At 68.0% G+C, this 15,125-nt stretch carries 13 protein-coding genes; 9 read left to right on the top strand and 4 right to left on the bottom strand.

What is annotated here, in order from left to right:
• Nucleotides 1-64 precede the first annotated feature (64 nt).
• Nucleotides 65-3,619: a S8 family serine peptidase gene (locus ACSHWB_RS39045; protein ID WP_439658336.1), complete on the bottom strand. Its 3,555-nt coding sequence runs from the start codon at nt 3,617-3,619 to the stop codon at nt 65-67.
• Nucleotides 3,620-3,739: 120 nt separating this feature from the next.
• On the opposite strand from ACSHWB_RS39045, the gene ACSHWB_RS39040 reads away from it, so the two are divergent.
• The 4 genes from ACSHWB_RS39040 to ACSHWB_RS39025 all read left to right on the top strand — a co-directional run bounded on the left by ACSHWB_RS39040 (nt 3,740) and on the right by ACSHWB_RS39025 (nt 7,269).
• Nucleotides 3,740-4,240 carry a SigE family RNA polymerase sigma factor gene (locus ACSHWB_RS39040; protein ID WP_439664747.1) on the top strand — a complete coding sequence of 167 codons (501 nt, stop codon included), beginning with the start codon at nt 3,740-3,742 and terminating at the stop codon, nt 4,238-4,240.
• Complete coding sequence (locus tag ACSHWB_RS39035) at nt 4,240-5,298, top strand: hypothetical protein (protein WP_439658335.1); 1,059 nt, start codon at nt 4,240-4,242, stop codon at nt 5,296-5,298. The genes ACSHWB_RS39040 and ACSHWB_RS39035 overlap by 1 nt, the downstream gene beginning before the upstream one ends.
• 371 nt (nt 5,299-5,669) lie before the next feature.
• On the top strand, nt 5,670-6,332 hold the full coding sequence (locus tag ACSHWB_RS39030) for a lytic polysaccharide monooxygenase auxiliary activity family 9 protein (RefSeq protein WP_439658334.1): 663 nt from the start codon (nt 5,670-5,672) through the stop codon (nt 6,330-6,332).
• Between the two features lie 238 nt (nt 6,333-6,570).
• Entirely contained in the window at nt 6,571-7,269 is a 699-nt protein-coding gene (locus ACSHWB_RS39025; RefSeq protein ID WP_439658333.1) for a glycoside hydrolase family 11 protein, read from the top strand.
• A 63-nt stretch (nt 7,270-7,332) separates the two neighbouring features.
• Here the strand turns inward: ACSHWB_RS39025 and ACSHWB_RS39020 are convergent, their stop codons facing one another.
• Nucleotides 7,333-7,995 (bottom strand): TetR/AcrR family transcriptional regulator, encoded by a 663-nt coding sequence (locus ACSHWB_RS39020; RefSeq protein WP_439658332.1) that lies wholly within the window; start codon nt 7,993-7,995, stop codon nt 7,333-7,335.
• 101 nt (nt 7,996-8,096) lie between these two features.
• Between ACSHWB_RS39020 and ACSHWB_RS39015 the strand changes: the two genes are divergently transcribed.
• Both ACSHWB_RS39015 and ACSHWB_RS39010 read left to right on the top strand, forming a co-directional pair.
• Complete coding sequence (locus ACSHWB_RS39015; protein WP_439658331.1) at nt 8,097-8,579, top strand: YybH family protein; 483 nt, start codon at nt 8,097-8,099, stop codon at nt 8,577-8,579.
• A 125-nt stretch (nt 8,580-8,704) separates the two neighbouring features.
• Nucleotides 8,705-10,636: a glycoside hydrolase family 44 protein gene (locus ACSHWB_RS39010; RefSeq protein WP_439658330.1), complete on the top strand. Its 1,932-nt coding sequence runs from the start codon at nt 8,705-8,707 to the stop codon at nt 10,634-10,636.
• A 46-nt stretch (nt 10,637-10,682) separates the two neighbouring features.
• Here ACSHWB_RS39010 and ACSHWB_RS39005 read toward each other — a convergent pair whose 3' ends face one another.
• Complete coding sequence (locus ACSHWB_RS39005; protein WP_439658329.1) at nt 10,683-11,621, bottom strand: alpha/beta fold hydrolase; 939 nt, start codon at nt 11,619-11,621, stop codon at nt 10,683-10,685.
• Between the two features lie 85 nt (nt 11,622-11,706).
• Here ACSHWB_RS39005 and ACSHWB_RS39000 point away from each other — a divergent pair, with 85 nt between their 5' ends.
• From ACSHWB_RS39000 to ACSHWB_RS38990, 3 genes are all read left to right on the top strand, one after another.
• Entirely contained in the window at nt 11,707-12,294 is a 588-nt protein-coding gene (locus tag ACSHWB_RS39000) for a TetR/AcrR family transcriptional regulator (RefSeq protein ID WP_439658328.1), read from the top strand.
• 210 nt (nt 12,295-12,504) lie between these two features.
• Entirely contained in the window at nt 12,505-13,251 is a 747-nt protein-coding gene (locus ACSHWB_RS38995) for an SAM-dependent methyltransferase (protein WP_439658327.1), read from the top strand.
• 137 nt (nt 13,252-13,388) lie between these two features.
• Complete coding sequence (locus tag ACSHWB_RS38990; RefSeq protein ID WP_439658326.1) at nt 13,389-14,159, top strand: DUF5984 family protein; 771 nt, start codon at nt 13,389-13,391, stop codon at nt 14,157-14,159.
• Here the strand turns inward: ACSHWB_RS38990 and ACSHWB_RS38985 are convergent.
• A complete protein-coding gene (locus ACSHWB_RS38985; RefSeq protein ID WP_439658325.1) occupies nt 14,120-14,701 on the bottom strand; it encodes a DUF3885 domain-containing protein in 582 nt (193 codons plus the stop codon). The genes ACSHWB_RS38990 and ACSHWB_RS38985 overlap by 40 nt on opposite strands.
• Nucleotides 14,702-15,125: the final 424 nt, after the last annotated feature.

The raw sequence follows: 15,125 nt of genomic DNA, 5'->3' as shown, positions 1-15,125 counted from the left end.
AACCAGGTGACCATGGCCGCCCGCAGGCAACCTGCGGGCGGCCGCGGCGTCTTTCTACCGCTGCTCACTTCACCCGGTAGGCCCTGATGACCGTCTGTGTCACCGTGTTGCCGTCCTGGTCAGCAGCTTTCGCGCGCAGTGACACGAACCCGGACGCCGGGTTCTGGACGAGTGCCGACCAGGTGCCGTTCACCCGCAGCACCGGCACCCGCTGCCAGGTCTGGCCGTCGTCGCGGGACACCTCGACCTGCTTCGGCTCGGCCCTGCCGCCCGGTGCGCCCGGCTGGCGGTCGACCCGCAGCGGCACCGGGAACAGTGCGTTGCGGGGCGCGTGGTTCGTCAGGTCGAGTTCGGGGTCGAAACTGACCGACAGCAACGGCAGTGGTGTGGCGGTTGTGGTGTGCTCAGAACGGAAACCCCATTCCGCACTGACCTTTGTGGACAGCGGCCACCCAGGGTTGTTCCGGCTCGCCTCGGCGGTGAGCCGGTAGTTCGCCGCGCCCGCGGGCACCGTGAACTGTCCGCTGCCGGGTTGGCCGCTGCGGGCGATCTCCTTGCCGTCGGCGTGGAGCACGGTGTCGCCGGTGTCCCTGAAGTCGGGGAACCCGGAGTGGCCGGCCGAGTCGGAGAACAGCGGCAGCCGGGCCTTGATCTGGTCGCCCGCGCGGTACGCCAGGTGCGGCTCGGCCGAGAAGAAGCCCACCGACCCGGAGACGTGCGGCCCGATCACGGCCTTGCCCCAGTCCACAGTGGCCTTGTCACCGGGTTTGAAGGTCCGCTCGGCGGCCTCGTAGGTCTGCGCGGCGCCGCCCGCCGACACGGTCACGGAGTTCGTCCAAGTGACGGGGGAGTAGTACTCGGTCCGCTCCAGGGGGAGCGGGGTCAGTGTCGACTCCAGCGCGCCCTCCAGCTCGTACTTCCCGTCAGTGGCGAACATCGACACGTAGCCCAGACCGTTCGCCGGCGTTCGGTAGGTCGTCTTCACGGTGGCGAGGTCGCTGTTGCGCGGCCGGTAGGTCACGTTCGCCGGAACGTCCCCGTAGCTGGGGAACACCAGCTCGTACCGGTACGGGCTCACGGGCAGGCCGGTCAGCGTCACGGACGCGTTCGGCAACTTGGCCAGCCGAGCGCCATCGGGGCTGAACGTGGCTGTCAGCGGGAGTGGCGGCGCCTCCATCACGCGCACGGGGCTGCCGGAGAAGTGGAACAGCGCGGAGTACGCGCCGGCCTCGGCGATCGCACGCACCCGTGGGCTGAACTCGAGGCGTTCACCGCCGCTCAGGGTGAACACCGCGAGTTTGCCCTTGAGGTCGGCCGCGGCGATCTCGCCGGGTGTGGCGTGTCCAACGTCCACAACGGACAGCGCACGGGAGCCGGTCGTCCGAGGCGAGTCGAACACCCACTCCACGGGGATCTCGAACGACTCGGGCCTGTCGACCGTCAGCCGGACCTCCGGCCGTTCGAGCTTCATCCGGTCGAAGTAACGGAACTCCTTGGTGTGCTTGGTGGTGGGCACGGCGTAGTCGTCGTAGTCCGACATGCTGTAGTAGCCCACGCCCCGCGCCCCGGTGTCGACGACCATCCCGTTCGTCCAGGAGATCGGGCGGGCGTCCTTCTCGTCGGCCTGCACGGTGACCTTCTTGCCGTTCCTGGCGTCCAGCGTGACCGTGGTGTCCCCGCGCAGGTCGACCTCCGGGTCGGCCACCCTGGTGCTCGTCGGCAGGGGATGGCCGGGCACCGCTGTCTGGATCGTGCCCATCACGGCGTAGCGGCCAGCGGGCAGCCGCACGGTGTTGTTGTCGCCCAGCAGGTCGAAGTCGTCACGGCCGGTGCCCAGCGCAACCCAGATCACGCTCGCCAGCACACCGTCGGCCGGTGCGGCGCCGTTCTGGTCGACGAGCTTCGTCGTCAGGTCGTAGCTCTCCGGTTCCTTGTACGCGCCGACCGGTGTCTGGATCACCGTGTCGCCGCTCCTGGCGACGAGCCTGCCTCCGTAGACACCGATCGGCGCGGCGGAGTGGTCGAAGGTGACCGTCACCGCGGCCTCGCCGTCGGCGGGCACCACGACCTGGTCGACGTTCGTGCGGAACGCGGGGACGTCCACGGTCAGCTGCAGCGAGACCGGTGTGCTGCCGGTGTTGCGGTACGTGATCTGCTTGGTCAGCGCGGGCTGGTTGTGCGGCCACCGCACGAAACCGAGGCTCAGGCTCCCCTCGCTGGGGATGATCGTCTGCCTGGACGCCCTTCCCACGTCGAGCCGTCCGGCGCCCTGCTGGTAGATCGTGGCGTCGATCGGGGTCGAGCTGCCCATCAACGCCGCCTTGATCTGCCGGCCGGTCCAGTCCGGGTGCTGCGCGGCCAGGATCGCCGCCGCGCCCGCCACGTGCGGCGTCGCCATGGAGGTGCCGGTCAGCCGGGCGTGGTGCTCGTCGACAGCGCGGTCGGTGAACGTGCCCTCGGCCCGTGCGGCCACGATGTCCTCACCGGGCGCGGAGATGTCCGGTTTGACGGCGTGGTCCTTGAACCGCGGTCCGGGCTGCGAGAACCTGCTGTACACGCCCTGCTTGCTCACGCTGGCCACGGCCAGCGCGGCATCCGCGGACGCGGGGCTCGCGACCGGCCTGCTCTGGCCGTCGTTGCCGGCCGCGACCACGAACAGCGTGCCCTTCTCCGCCGAGAGCCGGTTGACCGCGATCTCCAGCGGGTCGCTGACGCCGTCACCGGACCCACCGCCCAGACTCATGTTCACGACCTTGGCGCCGCTGTCCGCGGCCCACTGCATGCCCGCGAGGATCGCGTCGAACGGGCAGCCGTTCTTCTGGCAGACCTTGCCGACCAGCAGGTCCGCGCCCTTGGCGACGCCCGTGTACTTGGCTCCGCGTCCGGCGACGGTCGAGGCGACGTGCGTGCCGTGCCCGACGTTGTCGACGATGCCTTCGCCGGTGAAGTCCTTCTCGCCCTTCACGATTCCGGCCAGGTCGGGGTGCTTCGGGTCGTAGCCGGTGTCGAGGACCGCGACGGTCGCGCCCGCCCCGGTGTGCCCGGCCTGCCAGGCGGCCGGCGCGCCGACCTGCGGCACGCTCACGTCCAGTGATGGATGAACCTTGCCGTTGAGCCAGATCTTGCCGACATCGGCCTTGTCGAACAGTTCCGCGGCCTTGTTCTTCGGCGTGGCCACCGCGGAGAGCCCGACCGACGGCAGTTCACGAGTGATCTTGCCGAGCGTTCGTGCGCCTGTGGACTCGACGAGCAGCGGGATCTCGGGCGTGTGGGCGTCGTCGTAGCCCAGTTCGATCAGGCCGGTCACGTCGAACAGCTCGCGGTCCAGTCTGCCCGCCCGGATCAGCGGCTCGGCGATCGACGGGATCACCGTGACGCCGTTGGCGCTGACCGACTTGACGAACTTCACCGGCCCGAGCCGGGCGGCCGGTTGGATCTTCGCGTCCCAGGAGCCGTCCTTCCTGGTCACGGTCACCTTGTCGCCCGTGATCAGCGTGACCGTCCTGGATGCCTCGGCCGGAGCCGGTGTGGTGGGTTGTTGCGCCGCTGCCGGTAAGACGGCCACACCGGTGGCCACCACGGCGAAGACCGCCGCGTGGATGAAACCGCGTTTGTGCACAGGTCGCCCCTTGTGACGTCGTGTGGTGTTCCCCTTGCCTCTATGACTTGTCGAGTGGATCAACCTGTTTATCCGGGAAGCCGGTAAACGGTTCGCCGTCGGTGTGAGTCTTCAAGAGTGATGGCTGACTACGACGACTTCGCCCGAGCGCAACTGCCGCGGTTGCTCCGGTACGCGACGATGCTCACCGGTGAGCGGGAGCAGGCGGCTGATCTGGTGCAGGACGTGCTGGTCAAGATGTACCGGCACTGGTCCCGGATCAGCCGCGCGGATCACCCCGAGCGGTACGTGCTGCGGATGGTGACCAACGGCTACCTGTCCTGGCGACACAGCTGGTCCGCACGTGTGATCACGTCCGGTGACCCTCCCGATGAGGCACGGGCGGACGATTTCGCGTCGGACCACGCCGTGCGCGAGGACATGTGGCAGCGCCTGGCGCGGCTGCCCAAGCGCCAGCGCGCCGTGGTGGTGCTGCGGTACTACGAGCAGCTGCCCGACTCCGAGATCGCCGGGCTGCTCGGCTGCGCCCAGGCGACCGTCCGCGCACACGCCCACAAGGCATTGGCCACACTGCGAAACGGCTTGACCATCGAGCAGATGGCGGAAGCCAGGGAGACGTGATGAACATCGAGAACCTGCTCAAGGACACCTTCACGGCGCGCGAACACGACGCGCCCGACAGCGACGCGGTCCTCGCCGCGGCGCGCCAACGCATCGACAGCAGGCGCTCCGGGCTGAGCCGGCCGCTGGCGGTCGCCGCGGGGGCGACCGTGCTGACCCTCGGCGCGGTCACCGCCGTGGTGCTGAACCGGCCGGATTCCGCGGAACAGTCCCAGACGATCGCCACCGCCAACGGCTCCCAGGGAAGCCAGTCGGCGGCACCTGCCGAAAAGCCCGCGGGCCTGCAGATGCCGTTCTCCCTCGGCTGGCTCCCGCCGGGCGCGGTCGCCTACCGGGCGCAGCGGATCAACATCGGGGCCACCGCGGCCAACCCTGCCGCACCCCTGTTCGGCGGCGAGTACATGCTGACCGTCACGGCCGGCGGCCAGGTCCTGGAGGTCGACGTCCAGCAGTTCCGGATGACGTCGGTGGACGAGGCGATGTTCAAGTCCGGTCCTGGCGCGCCCGTGACGATCAAGGGGCAGCGCGGGGTCGAGAGTTCGGTGTCCACCGGGCCGGGCGGGTACGAGCTGTACGTGGCGCACCCCGACGGCGGGTCGATGTACGTGAACGTGTCCGCCGAGCACGGCAGCACCGCGTCCGCGCAGCAACTCGTCGACACCGGCCGCCGGATCGCGGAGAACATCCAGTTCCCCGGCACGACGACCGTCACCCCGGCGTACGGCCTGCGCGACCTGCCCAACGGGATGCGGATCTGCGCCTTCAGCGTCGACCCCGGCCTGGACCGGTCCCCGGCCAAGCAGGAGACCAACACGAGCTACTCGCTGGGCACGTGCACCGTCCTGCCGACGGTCCACGTCAGCACTGCCATCGTCGGCGAACCGCCCGCCACACCAGGACAACCCGTGCAGGGCCACGCGACGCGCTACTCCGACGAGAACGGCTACCACCGGTTGTGGGTGCTGGACGCGGTCGGGGGAGCCCCGGTCGTCGTCGCCGGCCCGGTGCCCCAGGCCGACCTGTACGACATCGCCAACCGGCTCGTCCTGCCGCGCTAGCCGCGGTTCGGCCAGGGAGCCCAGAACCTGTTGCCATTCAACACTGGGGGTACAGGTTCTGGGCGGCCACGCCGGTCCACTTTCGACTGTCGAATCGAGTCGAACGCGGCGGGAATCGCACGGTTTCCCGTGCAGGCAAAGGGAAGCCCTGACGGCCGCGGCGTTGATCGCCGCCTCCCCTCCTGCCTGCGGCGTCGGGGTGGTCCACCCCCGCGGTGAAGATCCAGACCGCGGTCGGCCAGGCCAGGGGTGACCGAGGTCTGTCACGCAACGCATCGTTGCGATCCCGGAGGGTGACGGATACGGTGCAGTTGGGAGCGCTCCCCAGATCGATCGCAGTTGCTCGATCATCGGAGAATGGAGGCTCAACCATGCGTCTGCGCACTACCTCCGGTTCCGTCACCAGACGTCGAGGCATCATCGCCGTGGTCGTCGGCATGCTGGCCTGCACCGTCCTCTGGGCCCCGCCGGCCTCGGCGCACGGCACCATCGTCGGCCCCGCGACCCGCGCCTACCAGTGCTGGAAGACCTGGGGCAGCCAGCACACGAATCCCGCCATGCAACAACAGGATCCCATGTGCTGGCAGGCCTTCCAGGCCAACTCCGACACCATGTGGAACTGGATGAGCGCGCTGCGGGACGGGCTCCGCGGGAACTTCCAGGGGGCGACCCCGGACGGACAGCTCTGCAGCAACGCCCTGTCCCGCAACAACTCCCTGAACACACCTGGACGGTGGAAGACCACCAACGTCGGCAGCACCTTCTCGATGCACCTGTACGACCAGGCCACGCATGGTGCCGACTACTTCCGGGTCTACGTGAGCAAGAACGGGTACGACCCCACCACGCAGAGACTCGGCTGGGGCAACCTCGACTTCATCACGCAGACCGGTAGGTACGCCCCTGCCAAGGACATCACGTTCAACGTCCAGACCTCCGGCGCCTACCGCGGACACCACATCGTGTTCACGATCTGGCAGGCCTCGCATCTGGACCAGGCCTACATGTGGTGCAGCGACGTGAACTTCGGTTAGAACTCGCCGTCGAACAATTCGATTGATTCGACTTGTTTGGCGGACACAAAAGCAGCCTGCTATAGCGGACTCAGGTTCGTGGCAATGTTTCGAAACTTCTCGGCAACCTTACGGAGTTGGGTTCGGCGCTGCTAGTGTCCGAATTGACGGCGGCCGTCATCACGATCATCTTTCATTCGTACGCATAATTTCGTGCTGCCTGGCCGCCGTACCAACCTCGATGACGAGGAGAACTGCAATGGCTAAAAGCAATTTCGGACCGTCGAGCCGCAAACGCGGCCGTGTCGCACTGCTGGTCGGCGGCGCCTGCACTGCGCTGGTCATGGCGTTGACACCGGTCGTGGCCAGTGCCGATGTCGGTGCCGCCGCGACGTGCTCGAGCCAGACGGGCAACAACGGCGGTTACTACTTCTCGTTCTGGACCGACGGCGGCGGCCGGGTCTGCATGGACTTCGGCTCCGGCGGCAACTACAGCACCTCGTGGAGCAATGTCGGCAACTTCGTCGGCGGCAAGGGATGGAGCAACGGTTCGCGGCGGACGGTGAACTACTCCGGCAGCTTCAACCCGTCCGGCAACGCCTATCTGACCCTGTACGGGTGGACGTCGAACCCGCTGGTCGAGTACTACATCGTCGACAACTGGGGCAACTACCGGCCCACCGGCACCTACAAGGGCACGGTCACCACTGACGGCGGCACGTACGACATCTACCAGACCATGCGGTACAACGCGCCCTCCGTCGAAGGCAACAACAAGACCTTCCCGCAGTTCTGGAGCGTCCGGCAGCAAAGGCGGACCGGTGGGTCCATCACCACCGGCAACCACTTCGACGCGTGGAGCCGCGCCAACATGCGGCTCGGCAACTTCAGCTACTACATGATCCTCGCGACCGAGGGATACCAGAGCAGCGGCAACTCCAACATCACGGTGAGGTGAGCGCCTGCTCCTGATCCACGCACTGTCCTGGGAAGGCTTCGGTCCTCTCAGGACAGTGCTCGTTCAGGGTGCATCGCCTCGGACCGCGGGCAGGCCGGCGGCGGTCGCCGCGACGAAGCGCTGCAGCGTCGGCCGGAACGGCGGGAACACCGCCGCGATCCCGGGCTCGCGGGCGTAGAGCTCTGCCAGCGTCGGCGGCGGCTGGGACAGCGGGTACAGCCTGCCGACGAACGCCCCCGCGGCGAACACCACGGAGGAGCCGTCCCTGCCGGTCAGCTCCGGGCACGCGGCCATGATCTGCTCGCCGACCCGTGCGTACATGTCGATCGCCCACAGCTTGTACGTGTGCAGCACCTCGAGCGAGACGTTGTGCTCCAGCATGGTCTCGGCGTGACCGATGAGGTCGCAGTACAGGGGTCGCTCGGCGAAGGAGTCCGCCAGCGCGGAGGCCATCTGGTCGATGCCGGAGGCGTCCCCGAGCCGGTCTCGCACCGCGTCGGCCCAGTCCGTGCCGTCGCGCATGGTGAGCTGCAGGTAGATCTCTTCGCGGGTGCCGAAGTAGCGCAGGACGTTGGACTTCACCAGGCCGACGGCGGCCGCGATGTGGCCCAGGCTGACCTGGGCCACGCCCTTGTCGAGGGCGAGGTCGCGGGCAGCCGCGAGGATCGTCTCCCGCCGCTGCTCCTTCTGGTCCGGGCGCCGTGCCCGCCGGAACGACGCTTCCATGTCGCTGGGCACTCTACCAGGTGTTTTTGATAAAAGTACGGTGTTCCTTTATTGTCCGGCTGGTCAGCACCACACCCCTGCGCGGCCGGAGGCCACGACCCATGACCCAGCAGCAGCGCTCCCTGTCCGCGACGGTCGACGAGTTCGTCGACGCCTTCAACGTCAACGACCTCGACCGCGTCATGGCCTTCTTCGCCGACGACGCCGAGTACGAGCCCGGCGACGGCGCGAAGCACCAGGGCAAAGCCGCGATTCGCGCGGAGTTCGCGCCCCAGTTCGCCGGCAGGTACGGCGCGATGCGCTTCGACGTGCACGACAAGCTCGTCGACGAGCCCGGGCGACGCGCGGCGATCCGCTGGGCGTGCCGGATCGACGTCGCCGGGCGGAACGGCCGCGGCGTCTACCCGCTGCTGCGGTTGCTCGGGCTCCTGCGGCACGGCCCGCGCATGGTCTGGCAGGGAATGGACGTCTTCCACTTCGACGCCGACGGCTCGATCACCGGCAAGTACTCCTACGCGAACTTCAAGGTCCCTCCGATGAAGCGCGACAGGGGAGAGCCGTGGAGCGCCGCCGCGTCCAGGTGACTCCGCGGCGGAAATGTCGATGATCGGGTGAACACATTCATCCGAATTCGGTCTTCGACTCGAACGCCGTCGATTCGACCTGTTCGTCCTTGACGCTTTGTTCGTTTCCCGCGACCGTCCTGTGGATGCGGCAACGGGGGAAAGCGCGTTCGATCACGGCCACGGGCTCGGCGGCGTTGCTCGTGGCCGCGACGTTCACGGTCCAGGCGGCCCCGAGCGCCACGGCGGCGGCCGCCGGGCCCGAGCTGTCGGTGGACGTGTCCGCAGCCCGGCACGCGATCAGTCCCGGCATCTACGGCCTGAACGGTGGCGATCCGGCGTTCAACGCCGAGATCGGCCAGACGGTGGCGCGCTGGGGCGGCAACGCTTCCAGCCGCTACAACTTCAAGAACCACACGTACAACACCGGTAGCGACTGGTACTTCGAGAACATCGTCGCCGACGAGCAGCACACCCTCGAGTGGATGGTCGGGTCCAACCTCGACCGCGGCATCAAGCCGGTCGTCACCGTGCCCATGGTCGGCTGGGTGGCCAAGGACTCGCCGTCGTCGCACCCGTTCGCGTGCGGTTTCCCGGCGACCAGGTACCCGCGGCAGGACGGCTTCGACGAGTGGGACCCCAACTGCGGCAACGGTTTGCTCGACGGGGCGAACCTCACCGGCGTGCCGGCGGACACCTCGGTCAGGGCCGACGAGGCGTTCGCCGGCGAGATGGTGTCGCACCTCGTGATCAGGTTCGGCACGGCGGCACAGGGTGGCGTGCCGATCTACGAGCTCGACAACGAACCGGTGCTGTGGGCCCACACGCATCGTGACGTGCACCCCGAGCTGGTCTCGTACGACGAACTGGGGAGCAAGGGCACGGCGACCGCCGCGGCGATCAAGGCCGCCGACCCCGGTGCCGCGGTCCTCGGCCCGTCCGGCTGGGGCTACTGCGAGTGGGTCGCGTCCGGTGTGGACGGTTGCGGGCCCGGCGCCGACTCCGCTGCGCACGGAGGGCTCAACCTCTCGCAGTGGTACCTGAAGAACATGAAGGACTACAGCGACGCCCACGGGGGTAAGCGTTTCCTCGACTACTTCGACCAGCACTACTACCCGCAGATCGGCGGCGGCAAGGACCCGGAGTCCAACGCGCTGCGGCTTCGGTCCACGAGGTCGTTGTGGGACCCCACCTACGTCGAGGAGTCCTGGATCGGCCCCGGCGGGGTCAACGCGCCGCCGCTGCAGTTCATCCGCACGATGAAGTCGTGGATCGACCAGTACAACCCCGGCACCAAGACCGCGATCACCGAGTACAACTGGGGCGCGCTGGACGACATCAACGGCGCGCTGACGCAGGCCGACGTCCTCGGCATCTTCGGCCGTGAAGGTCTCGACCTCGCCACGATGTGGGGCGAGCCCAAGCCGGCCGATCCGGGCGCGTACGCGTTCCGGATGTACCGCAACTACGACGGTGCGGGCAGCCGGTTCGGTGACGTCAGCGTGTCGGCGACCTCCGCAGACCAGGGCCGGCTCGCGGTGTACGCGGCACAGCGCTCGTCCGACGACGCCCTGACCGTCATGGTCGTCAACAAGACCGGCGAGGACCTGACCTCGCCGCTGTCGACGGCCGGGTTCGACGCAACCGCTGCGGCGCAACGGTTCACCTACGGCCCCGCGAACCTGGGCGCCATCGTGCGCGGCGCCGACCTCCCGGTGAGCGACGGTCGTGCCGACGCGACGTATCCGGCGAACTCCATCACGCTGCTGGTGCTGCCGCCCGCGGGGTGTTCGGCGAGCCTGCACGTCAACGGCGACTGGGGCACCGGCCACGTCGCGACGGTGACCGTCACCAACGAGCGCCGCACGGCGATGGCCGGGTGGCGGGTCGACTGGACGTGGCCCGGCGGCCAGCAGGTCACGAACTCGTGGGGCACCACCCTGAAGCAGGACGGCGCCCGTGTGGTCGCCGCGGACGCCGGGTGGAACGGCTCCGTAGGTGCGGGCGGCAGCACCACGTTCGGGTTTCAGGCCACGGGCAGAGCGGCCGCGCCGACGTTGCACTGCACCCCGGTCTGAGACGCCGATGGCGTGAAGATCCCGCCACGGCAAGGGCAGCGAGAGCTCAGCCGTGTGTCTCGCCTGCCGTCGGGTTGTCACCGAGGAAGTCCTCCAGGATCTCGATGAACCGCGCCGGCTGTTCCTCGGCGACGTAGTGGCCGCAGTCGTCGACGACCGCCCCGGTGACGTCGTCGGCAGCCAGTCGCATCGTCTCGGCGACCAGCGCACCGCTGTATTGCGCGCCACCGATGGCGAGCACCGGCAGCGTCAGCCGGGTCTTGCCGCGCTGTTCGTTCTGCGCGATCGTCTCGTCCAGCGCCCGGTAGTACCCGAAGCTCGCCCGCAGCCCGCGGGGATCCGCGACGATCGCGTCGACGTAGACGTCGACGGCGTGCGCGGGGATCGCGTCCGGCGTGGCCGCCTTCTTGGCGAACTGGTGGCCGAAGAAGAGCTGCTCCCGCCCCTGGACCAGTTCCTCGTTGAGGTCGGTGAGCCGGTTGAAGCCGAAGTGCCATAGTCGCTGGTTGACCGCGGCGGGGCTGAAGACGGACGGGGTCGGCGTGAGGCCGGGGATGATGGCGTCGACGACGACGAGTCGGCCCACTCGCCCGGGGTGATCGGCGGCGAGGGCGTACCCGGTCCACATGCCGATGTCGTGGCCGACCACGTCGAACCGGTCGTGCCCGAGCGCGGCCATCAACGCGACCAGATCGGCGGCCAGCGTGCCGGCGTCGTATCCGTCGTCGGGCTTGTCGGAGAGCCCGGCCCCGCGCGAGTCGACGGCGATGACGGTGTGCTCGCGGGCGAGTGCGGGCATCACTTCCCGCCAGGCGTACCAGGTCTGCGGCCACCCGCCGACCAGCAGCAGCGGCGGCCCGTCCCCACCGGTGACCGCGTGCAGACGCAGCCCGTCCAGTTGGACGAGCCGGCTGGTGAAGACGTCGGTGAACCCGTCGGGCAGCCGCAGTGACCCCAAGCTCGTCGTGCCGTCGGCCGCATTCATCTTGGAACGATCAGTGCAACTTGTCATGCCGGGGGACCCTACACATATTGAAACGATCGGTACAAGATGTGTACGCTCACGAACCATGGTGGGCCGCAAGCAGTTCGACGTGGACGAGGCGTTGCGACGGGCGATGCACGTCTTCTGGCGCTGGGGCTACTCGGAGGCCTCGATCGATCGCCTGACCGAGGGCACGGGCCTGGGCCGGAGCTCGCTCTACGCCACCTTCGGCGACAAGAGCGCCCTCTTCCGGAAGAGCCTCCAGCGGTACGCGGAGACCTACCACCCGCAGTACGAGCATGCACTCTCTGGCCCCCACTCGAACCCGAGCGCCGTTGTGACCGCCTACCTGCAGGTCACCCTGAACCGCATCGCCGACCCGGCGGTACCGGACGGCTGCCTGCTCACGGTGTCGGCAACGCAGTTCCCCGCCCTCGACGCGGACAGCCAGGCGATGGTCCGCGCCATGATCGACGGTGTGCGGGCGATGCTGGAGCAGGCGTTGCTGGCGGCGGGGGTCGACGACCAGGAGGCGGAGGAGTTGGCGTTGTGCACGTTGGCAACGAACAAATCCCTGGCGGTGCTGAGTCGCGCAGGATTCTCGAGCGAGGACCTGGTGACCGTGGCCGCAGCCGCCGCCCGCCGTCCCCGAGAGACCACGTCCACTCGTTGAGCAGCGCGATGTATCGCGGCGTTCACCGAGGTCCGGGGTCGCCGAGATAACCGGTGGACCGGCGCGTGCGACCCACCTAGCCTTCCGCCGAACCGCGTGACCTTCCGTCCGAAGAGGTGCATTCCATGAATGTCCGGGTGGCCCGGCCGTCGACGGCCGACTCAGCGCTGACCACTGCGAACCACCCCTCGGACGTGAGGAATCTCCGAAGTGGACCTACCCCGTAGCTTCACCATCCGCGAGAGCAGCCACCGCATCCACAACCCGCTCACCAGCCGGAAACTGGCCACCCTGGGCGAGGCGCTGAACCCACCACCCGGCACCCGGATGCTGGACCTGGCCTGTGGCTCTGGCGAACTGCTGTGCACCTGGGCCCGCGATCACCGCATCACCGGAGCAGGCGTCGACATCAGCACCGTGTTCCTGGCCGCGGCCAGGGAGCGAGCGACCGAACTGGAGGTCGCCGACCAGGTCACCTTCACCCATGGTGACGCGTCGAACCACGTTGCCGACGACCCTGTCGACGTCGCGGCGTGTGTCGGTGCTACCTGGATCGGAGGTGGCGTCGCCGGCACCGTCGACCTGCTCCGGCGCAGCCTGCGCCCCGGCGGCATGATGTTGATCGGCGAACCGTACTGGCGCAGGGAACCCCTGGACCAGGCCACCGTCGAAGGCTGTCACGCCACCGGCGAGGACGACTTCCGCGTCCTCCCGGAACTGCTGGAACAGTTCGGGGAGCTGGGATGTGACGTCGTGGAGATGGTCCTGGCCGACCAGGACAGCTGGGACAGGTACGTCGCGGCGCAATGGCTCAACACCCGCCGCTGGCTGGACGAGAATCCCGACGACGAGCTGGCCGGGCAGATGCGCGCGGAACTCACCGCCGCTCCGGCACGCCACGCGCGATACCAGCGCGAATACCTCGGCTGGGGTGTCTTCGTTCTGATGGACCGCTGACGCCGGCGGCCGGGTGGGTCCCGGTGATCCGTCACCGGGACCCACCTACATCGGCATGAGCGAGCGACCTGCGGCATGGGAGTGCATCAGAGGCAAAGTGCTCGACAGCCGTCCAAGACCGCAAGCACACTGCGAGCGTGATCCGTTTTCGATTCCGTCTCAGACCGTTGGCCGATGTGGAGCCCTGGGGTGATCGCATCCTGCACTGGTTCGCCTTGACGGACGGCTGGTACTGGATCGAAGCGGACGGGCACCGGTTGTTCCACCACCCGGCGAACGCCGACAGGGAACAGCCCTCACCGGTCGAGTACTACGTCGTCCGATTGTGGGAGGACATCCAGGAAGTGCTGCCGGCTCTGCTGGAACCGGTGCCCGCGGATCTCGTCCACCTCATGACCAGTGATCAGGACGCGTGGTACGGGGCGCATGCCGACGACGCGGAAACGGCTCTCGACTGGTACAGCAGCCATTTCATGAACACGAGTTACCTCGTCGCCTCTCCGTACATCCTGTGGTGGCGATCGGTCACCGACCGGGACACGATCACCGTCGACTGGCGGCACCACGCCGAGAACGGACTTGATTGCACCGTGCCGAGGCGGGGGCGGACAACTGTCGACACCGAGACGTTCCTGCGAGCCGTGGAGGAGTTCGACCGGGAACTGATTGCCGCTATGGACCAGCGCATCGCCGAGATCGAGGCCGGCGGGCTGGCTGCGGACATCCGAGTCGACCTCGAGCAACTCCGCCACGAACACCGGCATCGTTCAGGATCCCTGGCGGCCGCCATGCGCCGCGTCCCCGACACGGACTGGCCAGCCGTTCGCGAGGGCGCCGCGCGTATCTTCTCGGCGCGGACCCCGGACGTTCAGAAGCCGCTGGGATGGAGTGAGAGCCAGTCGGTGTGACGGTGTTTCACAGCGTCGCGGTCGACAGTCGTGGGCAAGAGGATGTCGGCGCCTCCGTCGTAGGGGTGGTGGATCCGGTCGAAGGTCAGGCTGGTGATCATCACTCCTGCGGTGAGATCGTCGGCCACGGCGCGGAGCAGGTCGTCCGCCAGACCACGTCGCCAGGACACGCGGCTTGCGTGTAGGTGGATGTAGGTGATGAAGTCCGGATCCGTTTCGTCCTCGTCGGTGCGCAAGGACGTCCAGTGACCCGCGTCGGGATGCCAGCGCGAGTGACGTTCGGGCAGCGCCTGAGGCTCGGGGCCGTCCGACCAGGTGGCTGTGACGATCCGGACCTCTTGCCCGCGGAACAGTTCGTCCAGGACCGTGTTGTAGCGGTGGAGCACGATGTCGTACTCGGAGCTGTCATCGGGATAGCGCTTGGATTCCGGCAGGCTGTGGAAGCGCACCCACCGGTCCCGGTAGACGTGCTTCAAGTTGTCGGCCAGCGGAGGACAATGGGGCCACTGCTGTTGCCACAGCACCGACAGGTCGTCAGACACGTGGTTTTTTCTCCCATGGATTGTGGACCTGTCGGATTCAGTCGACGGGGCTTGCTGAGCCTAAGCACGGAGTCGTCTTCGTGCAGTCCATTTCCGCTGTCGTCGACGCACGCTCATCGGCATGGTCGGATGTTCGTCTAGCGCGTGTCTAGCTTGGGTGGGTGAGCCGGAATCGGGCGTCTCCGAGGTGTTCGAGGTTGAGGTGCGGGGGTGCCCCCTTCGGCCACGGCGCAAGCTGTTGGGTGATAAGCCAGTGGCCTACGTCTGCGCTTCGCAGTTCTGTGCAGGTTCGCCAGAACGAGGCGGACAGGGCCACTGTGGTGACGCCGTAGGGGCCGAGGTCGATCTGGACGGATGTCCATTCGCGTCGGAAGTGCTGGTCTCGATCCGCAGCGGAGAGCCGTAGCCCGCGCAGGAGAGTCGC

The sequence above is a fragment of the Lentzea sp. HUAS TT2 genome, assembly GCF_051853195.1.
GTDB lineage: Bacteria > Actinomycetota > Actinomycetes > Mycobacteriales > Pseudonocardiaceae > Lentzea.
This window is presented reverse-complemented; position numbering and strand designations above follow the sequence as displayed.

Bases quoted from the DNA above. Each gene is read 5' to 3' on its own strand.
- ACSHWB_RS39040 (WP_439664747.1), top strand. From the start codon at position 3,740: ATGGCTGACTACGACGACTTCGCCCGAGCGCAACTGCCGCGGTTGCTC.
- ACSHWB_RS39035 (WP_439658335.1), top strand. From the start codon at position 4,240: ATGAACATCGAGAACCTGCTCAAGGACACCTTCACGGCGCGCGAACAC.
- ACSHWB_RS39030 (WP_439658334.1), top strand. From the start codon at position 5,670: ATGCGTCTGCGCACTACCTCCGGTTCCGTCACCAGACGTCGAGGCATC.
- ACSHWB_RS39025 (WP_439658333.1), top strand. From the start codon at position 6,571: ATGGCTAAAAGCAATTTCGGACCGTCGAGCCGCAAACGCGGCCGTGTC.
- ACSHWB_RS39020 (WP_439658332.1), bottom strand. From the start codon at position 7,995: ATGGAAGCGTCGTTCCGGCGGGCACGGCGCCCGGACCAGAAGGAGCAG.
- ACSHWB_RS39015 (WP_439658331.1), top strand. From the start codon at position 8,097: ATGACCCAGCAGCAGCGCTCCCTGTCCGCGACGGTCGACGAGTTCGTC.
- ACSHWB_RS39010 (WP_439658330.1), top strand. From the start codon at position 8,705: ATGCGGCAACGGGGGAAAGCGCGTTCGATCACGGCCACGGGCTCGGCG.
- ACSHWB_RS39005 (WP_439658329.1), bottom strand. From the start codon at position 11,621: ATGAATGCGGCCGACGGCACGACGAGCTTGGGGTCACTGCGGCTGCCC.
- ACSHWB_RS39000 (WP_439658328.1), top strand. From the start codon at position 11,707: ATGGTGGGCCGCAAGCAGTTCGACGTGGACGAGGCGTTGCGACGGGCG.